The 15,479-nt window shown below is 72.6% G+C and carries 14 protein-coding genes; 2 read left to right on the forward strand and 12 right to left on the reverse strand.

Going from position 1 to position 15,479, the window contains the following annotated elements; genetic code table 11:
• Window positions 1-3 precede the first annotated feature (3 nt).
• From ACFFBG_RS16985 to ACFFBG_RS17025, 9 genes are all read right to left on the reverse strand, one after another.
• On the reverse strand, window positions 4-840 hold the full coding sequence (locus ACFFBG_RS16985; protein WP_375480744.1) for a carbon-nitrogen hydrolase family protein: 837 nt from the start codon (window positions 838-840) through the stop codon (window positions 4-6).
• Between the two features lie 43 nt (window positions 841-883).
• Window positions 884-2,395 (reverse strand): MSMEG_0567/sll0787 family protein, encoded by a 1,512-nt coding sequence (locus ACFFBG_RS16990; protein WP_375480745.1) that lies wholly within the window; start codon window positions 2,393-2,395, stop codon window positions 884-886.
• Window positions 2,396-2,403: 8 nt separating this feature from the next.
• Window positions 2,404-3,462, reverse strand: a complete 1,059-nt coding sequence (locus ACFFBG_RS16995; RefSeq protein WP_375480780.1) for an MSMEG_0568 family radical SAM protein — start codon at window positions 3,460-3,462, stop codon at window positions 2,404-2,406.
• 12 nt (window positions 3,463-3,474) lie between these two features.
• The gene (locus ACFFBG_RS17000) at window positions 3,475-4,011 is read right to left on the reverse strand and encodes an MSMEG_0572/Sll0783 family nitrogen starvation response protein (RefSeq protein ID WP_375480746.1); all 537 of its coding nucleotides are present in this window, start codon (window positions 4,009-4,011) and stop codon (window positions 3,475-3,477) included.
• Between the two features lie 50 nt (window positions 4,012-4,061).
• Window positions 4,062-4,880 (reverse strand): amidohydrolase family protein, encoded by an 819-nt coding sequence (locus tag ACFFBG_RS17005; RefSeq protein ID WP_375480747.1) that lies wholly within the window; start codon window positions 4,878-4,880, stop codon window positions 4,062-4,064.
• A gap of 697 nt (window positions 4,881-5,577) precedes the next feature.
• Complete coding sequence (locus ACFFBG_RS17010; RefSeq protein ID WP_375480748.1) at window positions 5,578-7,620, reverse strand: FAD-dependent oxidoreductase; 2,043 nt, start codon at window positions 7,618-7,620, stop codon at window positions 5,578-5,580.
• A gap of 66 nt (window positions 7,621-7,686) precedes the next feature.
• Window positions 7,687-8,808, reverse strand: coding sequence for a dipeptidase (locus ACFFBG_RS17015; protein ID WP_375480749.1), 1,122 nt, complete (start codon window positions 8,806-8,808; stop codon window positions 7,687-7,689).
• A gap of 2 nt (window positions 8,809-8,810) precedes the next feature.
• Window positions 8,811-9,446 carry an MBL fold metallo-hydrolase gene (locus ACFFBG_RS17020; protein WP_375480750.1) on the reverse strand — a complete coding sequence of 212 codons (636 nt, stop codon included), beginning with the start codon at window positions 9,444-9,446 and terminating at the stop codon, window positions 8,811-8,813.
• Between the two features lie 11 nt (window positions 9,447-9,457).
• On the reverse strand, window positions 9,458-9,877 hold the full coding sequence (locus ACFFBG_RS17025) for a DUF5709 domain-containing protein (protein WP_375480751.1): 420 nt from the start codon (window positions 9,875-9,877) through the stop codon (window positions 9,458-9,460).
• Window positions 9,878-9,929: 52 nt separating this feature from the next.
• Between ACFFBG_RS17025 and ACFFBG_RS17030 the strand changes: the two genes are divergently transcribed.
• Window positions 9,930-11,273, forward strand: a complete 1,344-nt coding sequence (locus ACFFBG_RS17030; RefSeq protein WP_375480752.1) for a cryptochrome/photolyase family protein — start codon at window positions 9,930-9,932, stop codon at window positions 11,271-11,273.
• 18 nt (window positions 11,274-11,291) lie between these two features.
• On the opposite strand, the gene ACFFBG_RS17035 is transcribed toward ACFFBG_RS17030, so the two are convergent.
• The 3 genes from ACFFBG_RS17035 to pdxH are packed head-to-tail and all read right to left on the reverse strand — an operon-like array spanning window position 11,292 to window position 14,220.
• Window positions 11,292-12,212, reverse strand: a complete 921-nt coding sequence (locus ACFFBG_RS17035) for an aldose 1-epimerase family protein (protein WP_375480753.1) — start codon at window positions 12,210-12,212, stop codon at window positions 11,292-11,294.
• Window positions 12,209-13,573 carry an MFS transporter gene (locus ACFFBG_RS17040; RefSeq protein ID WP_375480754.1) on the reverse strand — a complete coding sequence of 455 codons (1,365 nt, stop codon included), beginning with the start codon at window positions 13,571-13,573 and terminating at the stop codon, window positions 12,209-12,211. Before ACFFBG_RS17040 ends, ACFFBG_RS17035 begins: the two co-directional genes overlap by 4 nt.
• A complete protein-coding gene (pdxH, locus tag ACFFBG_RS17045) occupies window positions 13,570-14,220 on the reverse strand; it encodes a pyridoxamine 5'-phosphate oxidase (protein WP_375480755.1) in 651 nt (216 codons plus the stop codon). The genes ACFFBG_RS17040 and pdxH overlap by 4 nt, the downstream gene beginning before the upstream one ends.
• Window positions 14,221-14,337: 117 nt before the next feature.
• Between pdxH and ACFFBG_RS17050 the strand changes: the two genes are divergently transcribed.
• A complete protein-coding gene (locus tag ACFFBG_RS17050) occupies window positions 14,338-15,444 on the forward strand; it encodes a citrate synthase 2 (RefSeq protein ID WP_375480756.1) in 1,107 nt (368 codons plus the stop codon).
• The last annotated feature ends 35 nt before the right edge of the window (window positions 15,445-15,479 follow it).

The following is a 15,479-nucleotide window of genomic DNA, read 5'->3' on the forward strand; positions in this document are numbered from 1 at the left end:
GCGTCACACCGCCGCGAGGGAGTAGGCGTCGGGGCGGCGGTCGCGCAGGTGGAACATCGGCCCGCGCGCAGCGCCGAGCATCCCGGCGAGGTCGACGCTCGCGTACGCCACGCCTTCCGTGGTGCCGGTGGTGGCGAGCACGTCGCCGCCGGCGTCCACCACCTTCGCCGACGCGACGAACCGCAGGTCGCCGAAGGCGCCGGACTGGTTGGCCGAGACCCACAGGTACTGATTCTCCAGCGCGCGAGCACGGTCGAACAGGTCGAAGCGGCGGGTCCACCGGTCGTCGGCGAGGTCGGGCGAGGAGTGGGTACGGGCCGCCGGCCACGCGGACATGCACGCGACGATTTCGGCCCCGTCGACGGCCAACGCTCGGGCCGCCTCGGGGAACGCCTTGTCGTAGCAGATCATCATGCCGAGCCGGCCGATCGGCGTCTCGAACGCGGCGAACGAGTCGCCCGCGGCGTAGAACGCGCCCTCGCCCAACGGCTGGTGCACCTTGCGGTGGACGCCGAGCAGCCCGTCCCCGGTGATGGCGACCGCGGTGTTGTACCGCTGGGCGCCGTCGGCCTCGCACATGCCCGCGGTGACGACGAGCTCGCCGGCGAGTGCGGCGAGGCGGCGCACCTCCGGCCCGTCGACCTCGAGCGCGGGCGGCAGGTTCACCTCGCCCGTGCCGTCGAGATTGGCGAGGTAGCCGCCGAGCGAGGCCTCGGGCAACACGACCAGCCCGGCGCCGCGGGCGCGAGCGTCGTCGAGAATGACGGCGATGCGGGCGAAGGCGTCGTCGAGGTCGCGCCCGAAATTGGCGGCGACGGCGGCGACGGTCAGTTCGGCCATGTCGGGTCCTTCGTCGAGTCGAAAGCGTCATGCTCAGCGGTCGTCATGACGTGCCCAGGGCATGACGGACCTCGACGCAGCGGCTGGCGCCGAGGCCGGTGACCGGCCCCGGGACGCCGTCGGTCAGCTCGCCGTCTGGCCAGCGCAGGGCGACGCCGCCGGCCGCACGACCCGTGACGAGCTCGCCGCAGACGGCGCTCGTGGCCGGGCCGGCCGGCGGGACGCCGCGGCCGGGCTCGTCGCAGGTCAGCATCGCGAAGCCGGGGAAGCAGCCGAGCCAGTCGGCGACCCCGGCGCCGGCCGGGACGGGCGCCGCGGCGACGTCGAGCACCGCGCCGCAGCCGCTGGCCTCGGCGAGCATCCCGAGCGTGCCGACGACGCCGGCCATGCTGACGTCCTTCGCCGCGGCCGGCTGCGCGTCGGCCACGAAGCCGGCCAACATGCGCAGCTCGGCGCCTGTCCGCGAGGTGGTCGAGTCCCATTGCCGGCCGGTGTGCCCGGGCCGCCAGTCGCCGCCGAGGTCGGCCGTCATCGTGACCGCGTGGCCGGGACGGCCGCCGGACGCCGGCACCGGGCGCCGGGTGCGGCCGAGCGCGGTGACGGAAAGCGCCGCCGGCACGCCGAACTGCGTGTGGCCGCCGAGCACCGGCACGTCCCAGGCCACGGCCGCGGCGCGCAACCCGGCGAGCACGCGCGCGGCGAACGACGGGTCGCGCGCGCCGATGGCGTCGAGCAGGCCGACCGGCGCCGCGCCCATCGCCGACAGGTCGTTGACGTTCACGAGCACCCCGCACCAACCGGCCCACTCGGGATCGCGCTCGACGAGCGACGGGACGATCGCGTCGCACGCGGCGACGAGGTCGCTGCCGGGCACCGGCGCGCCGTCGTCGCCCACGAACCCGACGCCGCCGAGATGCAGGCCGGCCAGCAGCGGTCCCAGGGCGGACTTGGCGGCGCGCGCCTGGGCGGCATGCCGGCCGATCGGCCAGCGCATGCGCACGTGCGGCGCGCCGGCGACCTCGGCGGCGCCGACGCGTCGCCAGCCCAGTCGGGCGAACAGCTGCTCGTTGGCTCGCTGGACGGTCGCGTCGAAGCGCAGCGCGCCAAGCCGTTCGGCATGGGCGCAGGCAGCCCGGACGAGCGCGGGGCCGATCCCCGCGGTGTGCCGCGCCTCGGGGCGGACCGCCAAGCGGCTGCCGACCCACCAGCCGATGTCCGGCGCGACGGCCGGCGCCAACCGGACGCCGCCGAGCACCGAGCCGTCGTCGGCACGCGCCACGAGCACGAGCGCCCGCGGGTCGTCGTCGACGTCATCGGCGTCCGAGCCGGCGAACAGGCCCTGCTCGTCGACGAACACGCCATGCCGTACCGCATGGTATGCCCGCACGGTGGCGAGGTCGGAGGCGATGTCGATGGCCCACGGCCGCCGGGCACGGCCATGGGCGCCCAGCAGCACCTGCCCGAGCTCGCCCTCGCTGATCGCCGGGGTTGCCCGCGCAGCGGCGCGCCACGCCGGACGCGGGGCCGCTGCGGGGCCAAGAAGGACGTCGGTCATCGCGGCCTTCATCCGCCCGCGGTGGCCAGCGCGCTGCAGGCGCCGCAGGCCGCGCACCCGGCGCGCTGATCGGCGCCGCGCATGCCCGCGGACACCAGCAGCTCGGCGACCCGGTCGGTCACGTCGGCGACCTGCCACGAGGGCGGCGCGGCGACCCGATCGACGTCGACCGCGAGCGTCCCGGCGATCGGCCGGAACGGCACGACGAACGGGTAGACGCCCAGGTCGATCAGCTCGGCCGCGCCGGCGACGAGGTCGTCCGGGTCCTCGCCGAGGCCGACGATCAGATAGGTCGACACCTGGTTGCGGCCGAACACCCGGACGGCCTCGCGCCAGGCGGCGCGGTACTCGGCCATGGGGACGCTGCCCTTGCCCGGCATCCAGCGCCGGCGCACGTCGTCGTCCAGCGATTCGACGTGGATGCCGATGCTGACGGCCCCGGCGTCGCGCAGCTCGGTCAGCACCTCGAGGTCGCCGGGCGGCTCGATCTGCACCTGCACGGGCAGGCCGGGCACCGCGGCGGTCACCGCGGCGACGCAGCGGGCGAGGTGCCGCGCGCCGCGATCGCGACCGGCGGAGGTGCCGGTCGTCATCAGCATCTGGGCGACGCCGTCGAGCCGGACCGCGGCCTCGGCGACCTCGGCGAGCTGCGCCGGCGTCTTGACCGCGGTCGTCGACCCCTGCTTCAGCGACTCCTCGATCGCACAGAACCGGCAGCGCTCGTCCTCGCCATAGCGGATGCACGTCTGCACCACCGTGGTGGCCAGCACGTTCGCGCCGTGCAGCCGCGCGATCTTCTCGTAGGGCACGCCGTCGGCGGTCACGAGGTCGTAGAACCTCGGCCGCTGCACCGGCGTGATCTCGAGGCCGAGGTCGGCGCCGTCGAGCAGCAGCCGGCCCTCGCGCACCGTGTATTTACTGCGCTGCACGATCGGCAGCGCGACGCCGACGCCGCCCAGCAGCACGTGGCCGTCGTCGGACGGCCCGGCGCCGGCCCGGCGCGAGACGGGCGCGTCCACCGCGACCCCGCACACGGCGAGGTCGGCCCGCAGGCTGGTGGAGGTCACGAGCACGCCGACTCAGACCATGTAGGTGGAGTTGATGATCGCGCCCTTGCGGGCGTAGTGGATCACCGCGTCCTGCACGTCGAGCGGGTGGGCCGGGATGACGCCGGCGATCAGGTCCTCTTCCCGGGCGCCGTGCAGGGCGAGCCCGAAGCGGCAGCAGTACACCGTGCCGCCCTCGCCGATGAACGTCTCGAGCGCGGCGTTGATGTTCGTCTCGCCCGGGAACGCGGCGTCGCCGGTCGTCGGGAAGCCGCGGTTGGCGATGCAGTTGATCGAGCCGGGACCGTAGAAGTAGAGCGCAGACTCGAAGCCCTTGCGCAGGGCGCGGGTCGCCTGCAGCACAGCCACGAAGCTGACCGAGGACTCGTGCGCGATGCCGTGCACCAGCGTGAAGAACGATTCGCCCTTTTCGGCTTGGTAGTCGGGGAACAGTTTGGTGCTGCCGTAGATGTTCGTGCCCTTCGGCAGCGACGGGTGCGGGATCTCGGCGAGCGCCTTGTCCATGTTCTCGCGTAGCTGCTGGTCGATCGTCTCTTCGACGGCGGTCATGGTGTCTCCTTCATCGTGCGGTGGGTGATGCAGGACGGGTGCGGTGGAAGTCAGTCGTAGAGCGCGGCGAAGTTGTCCGCGAACACGTGCCGGGCGAGCTCGCCGTCGCCCGCCGCCGCGGCAAGCCGCGCGTGTTCGCCGGCGTGGTCGCCCCAGGGCTCGTCGCTGGCGAACAGCACGCGGTCGTGGCCGACGCCGCGGCGCTCGATCTCGGCGGCCAGCCAGCGCGGCGCGAAGCCGATCGCCCAGCTGGTGTCGGTGTAGACGCGCTTGCCGGCCGCGATCCAGTCGAAGAAGCGGCCGCCGATCAGCTTGATGTGCCCGCTCATGCCGCCGCCGAGATGGACGAGGTGGATCTTGACCTCATCGGCGTACCGGTCGACGAGCAGGCCGACCTCGTCGATGTCGGACGCGGCGCCGGGCGAGGTGTGCACGTGCACGATCAGGTCGTGCTGGCGGGCCGCGGCGAAGATCGCGTCCAGCTGCGGCGCGCAGGCGGCGTCCGACGGCGACCCGCCGAGCAGGAACGTCGTCTTCAGGGCCTTGACCCCGGGCTCGCCGGCCAGCGCGAGCGCCTTGTCCGTCAGCTCGGCGTCCTGCGGCAGGGGCGAGACGTAGAGGCCGGCGCTGATCCGATCGTCCCGCGCGGCCGCCTCGAGCACCACCTCGTTGAGGGCGAAGGTCGCTTCGACCTGCGGCACGCCGTAATTGGGGATGACGAGCGCGCGGTCGGTGCCCTCGCGGTCGAGGTCGGCGAGCAGCTCGTCCACCGTCGCCCGGGCGTCGATGTCGGGGTTCACCGGCGGGCCGCCGTAGAAAGCCCAGGCGGGCAGCACGCCGAGGTGGCGGTGCGCGTCAGCCAGAGGCATGGGTCAAGTAACCGGCCGTCGGATGCTCGGCTGGTTACCGTCGGAACAAATCGGTGTGTCGCGCCCGACGGCCGCTCAGCCCGACTTTCCGGCCGAAACTCCCGGCACAGCGCGGCCGCAGCCGGCGCACGGGCGGTCGCGAATGTTTCGGCGCAGCGACATGTCGTGCCGGTTAACGCCGTCGCGACACGGGCGGGCCGTGTCGCAGCACGTTTCCGCGGTGCGCGCGAGCAATAATCCGGGCACAAGCAGATGGGGCCCCGGTCAGGTATGAGCTGACCGGGGCCCCGCTGTCATCGGACCGGATCCGGATTGTCCAGCGCTAGCGGCCCGAGGACCGTTTCGCGTCGACCGCATCCGAACTGCCCGCCAGCGCGCGGCTGGCGCGCTGGTCCGACGAAGCCGACCGGGGCGGCACGCCGCGAAGGCGGCGCCTCGGTCAACCAGTCCCGCACTTGTGGAATATGACGTCGGGCCGGACGGTCTCCCGCCCTGCCCGGCCCGCCGAAGTTTCCTTCGACTTGTCTTTCCTGCGGTGCGAGGACACAAGAGATACGCGCTCCCGCAGCCCCGCACAAGGGGTTGCGCGCGCGTCGTGGAAAGTGATTTCGGCCGTCCACAACAAGCGGCCGGTTGTCCCCCGAGACGCCCCGGTTGTGCACCGGTTACCCACAAAAGGATCAACAGCTGCGGCAGTTCACAGCCGTGCCGCGAGCCGCGTGCCCTGGTCGATCGCGCGCTTGGCATCGAGCTCGACGGCGACGTCGGCGCCGCCCACCAGATGCGCCGTGCGGCCGGCGGCGACGAGCTCCTCGAACAGCTCGCGCCGCGGCTCCTGGCCGGCGCAGACGACGACGTCGTCCACTTCGAGCAGGCGCGGGCGACCGCTGACCGTCACGTGCAGCCCCGCCGCGTCGATCCGCTCGTAGGAGACGCCGTTGATCAGCTCGACGCCGCGTCGTTGCAGCGTCGCACGGTGCACCCAGCCGCTCGTCTTGCCCAGCCCGGCGCCCACCTTGGTCGTCTTGCGCTGCAGCAGGTAGACGGTCCGCGCCGCGGGCGTGTCGCGCGCCGCCACCAGGCCGCCCGGGATCGCGGCGCCGTCGCCGTCGAGGTCGCGGCCGACGCCCCACTCCGCGAGCCACTCGTCGCGGTCCTGCGGCTCGCCCTGGGCGCCGGCGTGCGTCAGGAACTCGCTCACGTCGAAGCCGATGCCGCCGGCGCCGATCACCGCCACCCGGGCGTCGACCTGCGCCGCGCCGGTGAGCACGTCGGCGTAGGAGTGCACGTTGGGCCCGTCTGCGCCGGCGAGCGACACCGGCCGCGGAAGCACCCCGGTGGCGAGCACCAGCTCGTCCCAGCGGCCGTCGAGCAGCTCGGCCGCGACGACGCGGTGGCCGAGGTGCAGCTTCACGCCGGTGCGCTCGAGCCGCCGAGTGAAGTAGCGGATCGTCTCGGCGAACTCCTCCTTGCCCGGCACCCGCCGGGCGAGCTGGAACTGACCGCCGATCACCGGGTCGGCCTCGAACAGCTCGACGGCGTGCCCCCGCTCTGCGGCCGCGGTGGCGACGGCGAGGCCGGCCGGCCCCGCGCCCACCACAGCGACTCGCTTCGCCCGCCGGGCCGCGGTGAGGACCAGCTCGGTCTCGTGGCCCGCTCGCGGGTTGACCAGGCAGCTCGCGACCTTGTGCGCGAAGGTGTGGTCGAGGCAGGCCTGGTTGCAGGCGATGCAGGTGTTGATCTCGTCGCTGCGATCGTCGGCCGCCTTGCGCACCCAGTCCGGGTCGGCGAGGAACGGCCGGGCCATCGACACCATGTCGGCGTCGCCGCGGGCGAGGATCTCCTCGGCCGTCTCGGGCATGTTGATCCGGTTCGACGCGACGACCGGCAGCGAAACGCTTGTGCGCAATTGAGCGGTGGCCCAGCTAAATGCCGCGCGCGGCACCGAGGTCACGATCGTCGGCACCCGCGCCTCGTGCCAGCCGATCCCGGTGTTGATCAGCGTCGCGCCGGCGGCCTCGATCTCGGCCGCGAGCTCGAGCGTCTCGGTCCACGTCTGGCCGTCCGGCACCAGGTCGAGCAGCGACATTCGGTAACTGAGGATGAAGTCCGGCCCCGACTCCTCGCGCACCCGGCGCACGATCTGCGTCGCAAACCGCCGCCGGTTCGCCGGCGAGCCGCCCCACACGTCGTCGCGGCGGTTGACGCGCGGCGCGAGGAACTGGTTGATCAGGTAGCCCTCCGAGCCCATGATCTCGACGCCGTCGTAGCCCGCCTCGCGAGCGCGGACGGCGGCGCGCGCGAAGTCCTCGACCGTGCGCCGCACCTCCCAGCCGGTCATGCCGCGCGCGCGGAACGGGGTGATCGGCGACTTGCTGCGCGACGCGGAGGCGCTGAGCGGGTGGTAGGCGTAGCGGCCCGCGTGCAGCAGCTGCAGCGCGATCCGGCCGCCGTTGTCGTGCACGGCGGCGGTGATCTCGCGGTGCCGGCCGACTTCGCTCGCGGTGGTCAGCTTGCCGGCGAACGGCAGCAGCCAGCCCGTGCGGTTGGGGGCGAAGCCGCCGGTGACGATCAGCCCCGCGCCGCCGCGGGCCCGCTCGGCGTAGAACTCGGCCAGCCGCGCGAGGTTCTTCGGCCGGTCCTCCAGGCCGACGTGCATCGACCCCATCAGCACCCGGTTGGGCAGCGTGACAAAGCCCAGGTCGAGCGGCGCCAGCAAGTGTGGATAGCGGTTCGGCATGTCGACGACCCTCCGCGATGATCTCGGTCAGAACATCGGTTTTCGCCGGTTCCGCCCGAGATCATGTCAGGAGTCGGCCGCCTCTTGCGCGGCGCGCAGCACCCGTCGGACGTTTCCGTTCGTCAGCGCGCCGATCTCGGCCGCCGACCAACGGCGGCCGAGCAGCTCCTCGATCAGCGCCGGATACCCGGACACGTCGGCGAGCCCCTCGGGCAGCCGGTCGCAGCCGTCGTAGTCGCCGCCGATGCCGACGTGCTCGACGCCCGCGACCTCGCGCACGTGCTCGACGTGGTTGGCGACCTGCGCGACGGTGGCGACCGGCGGCGGCGCCGCGGCGGCCCAGCGCGCGGCGGCCGCCATCTGGGCGCTCCAGTCACGCGCGTCCTCGCCGCGGGCAAGCATGTCGTCCTTCACCGCGGCCTCCCACGCCGCGACCGCCGGCGACACGAACGCCGGCACGAAGGTCACCATGCACACGCCGCCGTTGCCGGTCAGCGTCTGCAGCACGTCGTCCGGGACGTTGCGCACGTGGTCGCACACCGCGCGCGACGACGAGTGGCTGAAGATCACCGGCGCGGTGGTGGCAGCCAACGCGTCGCGCATGGTGGACGGGGCGACGTGCGAGAGGTCGACGAGCATGCCGAGCCGGTTCATCTCGGCCACGACCTGGCGGCCGAAGTCGGTGAGGCCGCCGTGCACCGGCTCGTCGGTGGCCGAGTCGGCCCAGGGCGTGTTGTCGTTGTGCGTCAGGGTCATGTACCGCACGCCCATGGCGTGCAGCGTGCGCAGCACCGCGAGCGAGCCGTCGATCGAGTGGCCGCCCTCGGCGCCCAACAGCGAGGCGATCCGGCCGGCGCGAAACGCAGCGTCGACGTCGTCGGCCGTGAGCGCCAGCGCGAGGTGCTCGGGATAGCGGGCGGTCATCCGCAGCACGAAGTCGATCTGCTCGATCGTCGCAGTGACCGCCGCGCCGCCGCTCAGCTGGGCCGGCACGAACACCGACCAGAACTGACCGCCGACCCCGCCTGCGCGCAGCCGCACCAGGTCGGTGTGCGTGCGGTCCTGCTCGACGTCGAGCGGGTACGCGTCGAGGTCGTAGCCGACCAGGTCGCGCATCGCCCAGGCGAGGTCGTTGTGGCCGTCGACGATTGGCGAGCGGGCCAGCGCCTCGTGCGCGCGGGCGGACACGGTCAGGCGCTGACCGGGTCTGCGAACGAGCCGAAGTCGACGGCGTACCGCTCGGCCAGCGGCTTGAGCATGTTCTGCAGGATGCCGTGGAAGTAGTCGTTCACGATCGCGTCGTGGATCGGATAGGCCTTCGGCGCGCGGACGGCGATCGCGAAGTCGATCGTCTCGCTGATCTTCGACCAGGGCGCGACCGCCGGCAGCAGCAGCACGCTGACCGGCGCCTGCGGCACGGCGAACGAGTCGCCCGGGTGATACACGGCGCCGTCGATGAGATAGCCGACGTTGGCGATCACCGGCACCAGCGGGTGGATGACCGCGTGCTGGCCGCCGAACGTGCGCACGTCGAAGCCGGCGGCCTGGAACGTCTCGCCCGGGCCTACCGCGGTGACCTGGTCGCCGAGATCGGCGAACGTCTCGCGGACCGCCGCCGGCGCGTAGACCCGCAGGCTCGAGTTCGCCTTGGCGGCGGCCCGAAGGGCGTCCGGGTCGACGTGGTCGGCGTGCTCATGGGTGATCAGCACCGCGTCGACGCCGTCCAGCGCGGGGGCGACGTCGCTGAACAGGCCGGGGTCGAGGACGAGCGCCCGGTCGCCGTCGTCGACGCGGACGCAGGAGTGCCGGAACTTCGTCAGCTGCATCGTGAGAGAAGCTACTCCGTCGCGTCCTCGTCGATGACGTGCACCGCGGCCTCCTCGGCCGAGGACGCGTAGCCGGCCGGGCCGACGTCAGCAGCGATCTCGTCCTTCTCCTCATCCGCGTGCGCGCCTTCGTCCGGGGCGACCAACCGGCCGGCGCGCGGATCGGCGTCGCCGGCGAAAACGTCCTCTTCGCTGACCTCCGGCTCCTCTTCGGACAGCTTCTGGTCGAGCGACTCGCCCTGCGCCTCCTCGAACGGCGTCGGGATGTGGCTCAGGTTGTAGGGCTCGCGGTCCGGCGGGTTGTAACCGGTCTGCATGGCCTCGTCCGGGTCGTCGCCGGTGAGGGCCTCGATGGGGTCGAGGTCGTCAGTGTCCTCGACCGCCTCGCCCCCCTCGTACACGCTGTCGCCGTAGAGATCGCTGTCGCTCATGGCTAGCTACCTTTCCCGGTTCGCCGGCCCCCTAGCGGGGCACGATCGGCGTGTGACGTCAGTGCTGTGGCTGCGCCGAGACCTGCGCTTGCGCGATCATCCCGCGCTGCACGAGGCGGCGAAGCGCGGGCCCGTCGCCGCCCTGTTCGTGCTGGACCAGCGGTTGCTGGCGCCGGCGGGCGATCCGCGGCTGGCCTTCCTCTATCGAACGCTACGCGCGCTGGACGGCCAGCTGCGCGAGCACGGCGGCCGCCTGCTCGTCCGGCGCGGCAATCCAGTCGTCGAGGTGCCGAAAGCGGCGCGCGAGGCGGCGGCGGAGTCGGTGCACGTCAGCGCCGACTTCGGCCCGTACGGCCGGCAGCGGGACGAGGCGGTCGAGCAGGCGCTCGGCGACATCGCGCTGGTGCGCACCGGCTCGCCGTACGCCGTCGCGCCCGGCCGGGTGCGCAAGCAGGACGGCACGCCGTTCAAGGTCTACACGCCCTTCTACCGGGCCTGGGAGCAGCACGGCTGGCGCGCGCCGGCGAGCGTGATCGCCGGCCGGGTCGAGTGGCATGCCGAGCTGGCCGGCGTCGACATCCCCGACGAACCGTCGCTGCCGGCCGGGCTGGCGCTGCCCGAGCCGGGCGAGGACGCCGCGCTCGCCGCGTGGCGCGCGTACCGCAAAGCGGCTCTCGCGGCTTACGCCGAGGTCCGCAACCGGCCGGATCTCGACCGCACCTCGCACATGTCGGTGTATCTGAAGTGGGGCTGCGTGCACCCGCGCACGCTGTTGGCCGACCTCGGCCCGGACGACGAGGTGTTCCGCCGCGAGATCGCGTGGCGGGAGTTCTACGCCTCCGTGCTCTACGACTGGCCGGAGTCCGCGCGCTCATACTTCCAGCCTGCGTTGGCGAAGATGACGTACGCGCCGGCGGACACGAAGGCGTTCCGGGCCTGGCAGGAGGGCCGCACCGGCTACCCGATCGTCGACGCCGGCATGCGCCAGCTGCTCGCGCAGGGGTGGATGCACAATCGAGTCCGGATGATCGTCGCGTCGTTCCTGGTGAAGGACCTGCACATCGAGTGGCAGCACGGCGCCCGGCACTTCATGCAGCACCTCGTCGACGCCGACCTGGCGAGCAACCAGCACGGCTGGCAGTGGACGGCCGGCACCGGCACCGACGCCTCGCCGTACTACCGGATCTTCAACCCGATCACGCAGGGGCTGAAGTTCGACCCGGACGGCGATTACGTCCGCCGGTTCGTGCCGGAGTTGCGGGGTGTCGCGGGCAAGGCGGCGCATGAGCCGTGGGACCTCGGCGACGACCGGGCGGCCGACTACCCGGAGCGGATCGTCGACCACGCGCTCGAGCGCACGGTGGCGCTGGACCGCTACAACGCCGTCCGCGGGTAGCCGCGCCGAGCCTCCCGATCAGAGTGGTCGGCCCGCGACGATGCCCCAGCGTCCGGACCAGCTCTCCCCCGGCTCGAGGACGAGCAGACCGTCGCCGGAGTTGAACGCGTTCGGCGCGCAGGTCATCGGCTCGAACGCGACGCCGGGCTGACCGGGCGACACCTCGTCGACGGTGTACACCTGCAGATACTTGAACCCGCTGTCGAACCAGATCGAGCTGCTGAAGCCCGCACCGCTCAGATGAACCATGCTGTAGAGGTCATCGGGGACGCTGTCTTCGATGACGAGGCTGGTGAACCCCTGGTCGAAGCGGCGCGCGCCAAGCCGACTCGAGCCGCCGAAGTCCTCGTCGTCTCGGATCGGTCTTGTCCGGACGGGGATCTGCTGGTCGTCGACGTCGAACGTCTCGTCAGCCGCAACGCCCAGCAGGACGTCGTCGAGCGACGCGCCCTGGGCCGACAGGTAGGGGTGCGAGCCCATGCCGAACGGCGCACGTTGCGAGCCGTCGTTGCGCCCGGACAGCTCGACGACGAGCCCGCGGGCGTACTCCAGGACGTACTCGACCTCGGCGTGCAGCTGGAACGGATAGCCCTTCTGCGGCACGATGTCGAGGCCGAGCCGAACGCTGTCCGAGGTCTGCTCGACCAGACTCCACCGCGCCCACCGGCCGAGGCCGTGGATGGCGTTGCGCTTGTCCGGCTCGGTGAGCGCGAGCTGCTGCTCGACGCCGTCGAAGGTGTATCGGCCGTCGCGGATGCGGTTCGGCCAGGGCACGAGGGTGGTTCCGCAGCCCTTCGGCGGCAGCTCGTCGTCGCCGTAGCGGCAGGTGACGTCGCGGCCCTCGTGGGTGTAGCTGCGCAGGCCCGCGCCGACCTCCGCGATTGTGGCTCGGTGCGGGCCCGAGGTGATCGTCCATGTTTCGCCGCCGAGCCCGGTCATGCTTCGGACGCTAACGCTTCGGGCACAGCGTCCACGGGCGGCGCCGCCGAGGCGTCGTAGTTCCAGAACGGCCGGACGAGGAACCCGGCGACGGCGACGACCACCAGGCAGATGATCCCGCCGGCCGTCCACGAGATGGTGACGGTGGTGGCGGCGGCCATCGCGCCGGCGCGCACGTCGCCGAGCCGCGGGCCGCCGGCGACGACTGCGGTGAATACGCCCTGCATCCGCCCGCGCATCTCATCCGGCGCGTACGTCTGCAGGATCGTCTGCCGGAACACCGCGCTGACGAGGTCTGCCGCGCCCGCGAAGGCGAGCAGCACCAGCACCAACCACAACTGGTGCGCGATCCCGGACAGCGCGACGCACGCGCCCCACCCGACGATCGCCATGGTCAGCACGACGCCCTGCCGCCGCACCCGGCCGATCCACGCGCTCGTCAACCCGGCCAGCACCGAGCCGATCGGGATGGCGGCGTAGAGCAGGCCGACCGAGCCGTGCACGTGTGAGAAGCGATCGGCCGCGGTAGCCGGGAATAACGAGCGCGGCATCGCCAGCACCATGGCGACAATGTCGACGAGGAAGGACATCACCAACACCGGCCTCGAGGCGATGAACATCAGCCCCTCTCCGACCGAGCGCAGCCCGGCGCGCCGGGTCTGCCCGTCCGGCGGGATCGGCGGCAGCCGCAGCGCCGAGTACAGGGCTGCGGTGAACAGCACCGCGTCGATCGCGTACGCGTAGGCGAAGCCGTGGTCGAGCGCGACGAGCACGCCCGCGATCAGCGGACCGAGCACCTGGCCCACGTTGCCGACGGTGAAGTTCAGCGTGTTCGCCGCGGGCACCAGGTCGTGCTCGACGATGCGCGGGATGATCGCGCCGCGGGCGGAGGACGCGACGGCGAACATGGCCGACTGCACGGCGACCAGCACGAGGATCAGCGGGATGTTGCGCAGGTTCGTCAACGTCTGGGCGAGCAGCGCGAGCGTGACCAGCCAGGTGCCGAGCGAGGCCCAGAAGTACAGCCGCCGACGGTCGACGGCGTCGGCGATCGCGCCGCCGTACAAGCCGAAGACCACGATCGGGACGAGGCCGGCCAGCCCGACGAAGCCGACGTCCAGCGACGATTTCGAGATCGCGTAGACCTGCACAGGCACCGCGACCTGGGTGAGCATCGAGCCGATGAACGAGGTGCCCTGCCCGATCAGCAGCCGCCGGTATTCCGGGATGGCGAGCGGGCGGGTGTCCACGGCGTGCCGGCGCAGCAGGCCGCCCACCGAGCGTTCCCTGGTGGCCGACGACGCCTCGGGCAGCGGATCGGGGCTCGGCTCGGGCGGCCCGGAGTTCGGCTCGTCGGTCATGGGGCGAGCCGTTCGCGGACCCAGCCGTCGTCGGCCAGCCGGAACCGGACGCGGTCGTGCAGCCGGCTCGGCCGGCCCTGCCAGAACTCGACGGCGTCCGGGCTGAGCCGGAACCCGCCCCAACCCGGCGGCGCCGGGATCTCGCGATCGCCGAAACGCGCTGCGGCGTCGGCGTACCGCGCGTCCAGCTCCGCGCGCGACGCGACGACCGACGACTGCGGCGACGCCCACGCCCCGAGCTGGGAGCCGCGCGGCCGGGAGGCGAAGTACGCCTCGGTCTCGGCCCGCTCGACCTTCGCGACAGGCCCGGTCAGCCGGACCTGCCGCTCGTGCGCGAGCCACGCGAACACCGCCGAGGCGAGCGGCCGCGCAGCGAGTTCGCGCGCCTTCGCCGAGTCGTAGTTGGTGTAGAAGACGACGCCGCGCGCGTCGATCGCCTTGGCCAGGACGGTGCGCACCGCGGGGCGTCCGGCGGCGTCGACGGTCGCGAGCTGGATCGCGTTCGGCTCGCGCACCGCGGGGTCTGCGGCGGCTGTCGCGAACCACGCCTGCAGCAGCGGCGGCCAGGCGTCCGGCAGCCCGTCGTCGTCCAGCCGGCCGTGCTCGTAGCTCACGCGCAGTGCGGCCGGGTCGCTCATCCGGGCCATGATCGCACCTTGCGTGGACCGCGCCGATGACCGTTGGTCCGGGTGTGAGCAGAATGGGCTCGAAGGTGCCGACCGGCCCTCTTGCGCACGTGCCGACCAGTCGAAATCGGAGACGTCATGGCGAACGACTACAGCCCTGGCCTGGAAGGCGTTATCGCCTTCGAGACGGAAATCGCCGAGCCGGACAAGGACGGCGGCGCGCTGCGCTACCGCGGCGTCGACATCGAGGACCTCGCCGGGCACGTGACGTTCGGCAACGTCTGGGCGCTGCTCGTCGACGGCAAGTTCGGCCCGGGCCTGCCGCCTGCTGAGCCGTTCCCGATCCCGGTGCACACCGGCGACGTCCGGGTCGACGTCCAAGCCGCGCTCGCCATGCTCGCGCCGGTGTGGGGGTACCGGCCGCTGCTCGACATCAGCGACGAAGAGGCCCGCGAGCAGTTGGCCCGCGCCGCGGTCATGGCGCTGTCCTACGCGGCGCAGTCCGCCCGCGGGTTGTCGACCCCGGCCATCCCGCAATCCCGCATCGATCAGAGCACCACGATCGTCGAGCGGTTCATGACTCGGTGGCGCGGCGAGCCGGACCCCGCGCACATCAAGGCCGTCGACGCCTACTTCTGCTCCGCCGCCGAGCACGGCATGAACGCCTCCACCTTCACCGCCCGGGTGATCGCCTCCACCGGCGCGGACGTCGCCGCCGCGATGTCCGGCGCGATCGGCGCGATGAGCGGCCCGCTGCACGGCGGCGCGCCAGCCCGCGTGCTGCCGATGATCGAGGAGGTCGAGCGCAAGGGCGACGCCAAGAAGGTCGTCAGCGACATCCTCGACCGGCACGACCGGCTGATGGGCTTCGGCCATCGCGTTTACCGCGCCGAGGACCCCCGCGCCCGCGTGCTGCGGCGCACCTGCAAGGAGCTCGGCTCGAAGCGCTACGAGGCGGCCGAGGCGCTGGAGCAGGCCGCGCTCACCGAACTGCGCGAGCGCCGCCCGGACCGGCCGATCGAGACCAACGTCGAGTTCTGGGCCGCCGTGATCCTCGACTTCGCCGAGGTGCCGCCGCACATGATGCCGGCGATGTTCACCTGCGCCCGGACGGCCGGCTGGTCGGCGCACATCATGGAGCAGAAAAAGACCGGCCGCCTGGTCCGGCCGTCCGCCCGCTACATCGGGCCGGAGCCGCGCAAGCCCGAAGAGGTCGAGGGCTGGGCCGACATCGCCCACGACTGACCCTGCTCGCGGGTTCGACGCTCGGCCGCCCAGCG

The sequence above is a fragment of the uncultured Jatrophihabitans sp. genome, assembly GCF_964251945.1.
Lineage (GTDB): Bacteria > Actinomycetota > Actinomycetes > Mycobacteriales > Jatrophihabitantaceae > Jatrophihabitans.

Coding starts and splice junctions, on each gene's coding strand:
- ACFFBG_RS16985 (WP_375480744.1), bottom strand. CDS start 840: ATGGCCGAACTGACCGTCGCCGCCGTCGCCGCCAATTTCGGGCGCGAC.
- ACFFBG_RS16990 (WP_375480745.1), bottom strand. CDS start 2,395: ATGACCGACGTCCTTCTTGGCCCCGCAGCGGCCCCGCGTCCGGCGTGG.
- ACFFBG_RS17000 (WP_375480746.1), bottom strand. CDS start 4,011: ATGACCGCCGTCGAAGAGACGATCGACCAGCAGCTACGCGAGAACATG.
- ACFFBG_RS17005 (WP_375480747.1), bottom strand. CDS start 4,880: ATGCCTCTGGCTGACGCGCACCGCCACCTCGGCGTGCTGCCCGCCTGG.
- ACFFBG_RS17010 (WP_375480748.1), bottom strand. CDS start 7,620: ATGCCGAACCGCTATCCACACTTGCTGGCGCCGCTCGACCTGGGCTTT.
- ACFFBG_RS17020 (WP_375480750.1), bottom strand. CDS start 9,446: ATGCAGCTGACGAAGTTCCGGCACTCCTGCGTCCGCGTCGACGACGGC.
- ACFFBG_RS17025 (WP_375480751.1), bottom strand. CDS start 9,877: ATGAGCGACAGCGATCTCTACGGCGACAGCGTGTACGAGGGGGGCGAG.
- ACFFBG_RS17035 (WP_375480753.1), bottom strand. CDS start 12,212: ATGACCGGGCTCGGCGGCGAAACATGGACGATCACCTCGGGCCCGCAC.
- ACFFBG_RS17040 (WP_375480754.1), bottom strand. CDS start 13,573: ATGACCGACGAGCCGAACTCCGGGCCGCCCGAGCCGAGCCCCGATCCG.
- pdxH (WP_375480755.1), bottom strand. CDS start 14,220: ATGGCCCGGATGAGCGACCCGGCCGCACTGCGCGTGAGCTACGAGCAC.
- ACFFBG_RS17050 (WP_375480756.1), top strand. CDS start 14,338: ATGGCGAACGACTACAGCCCTGGCCTGGAAGGCGTTATCGCCTTCGAG.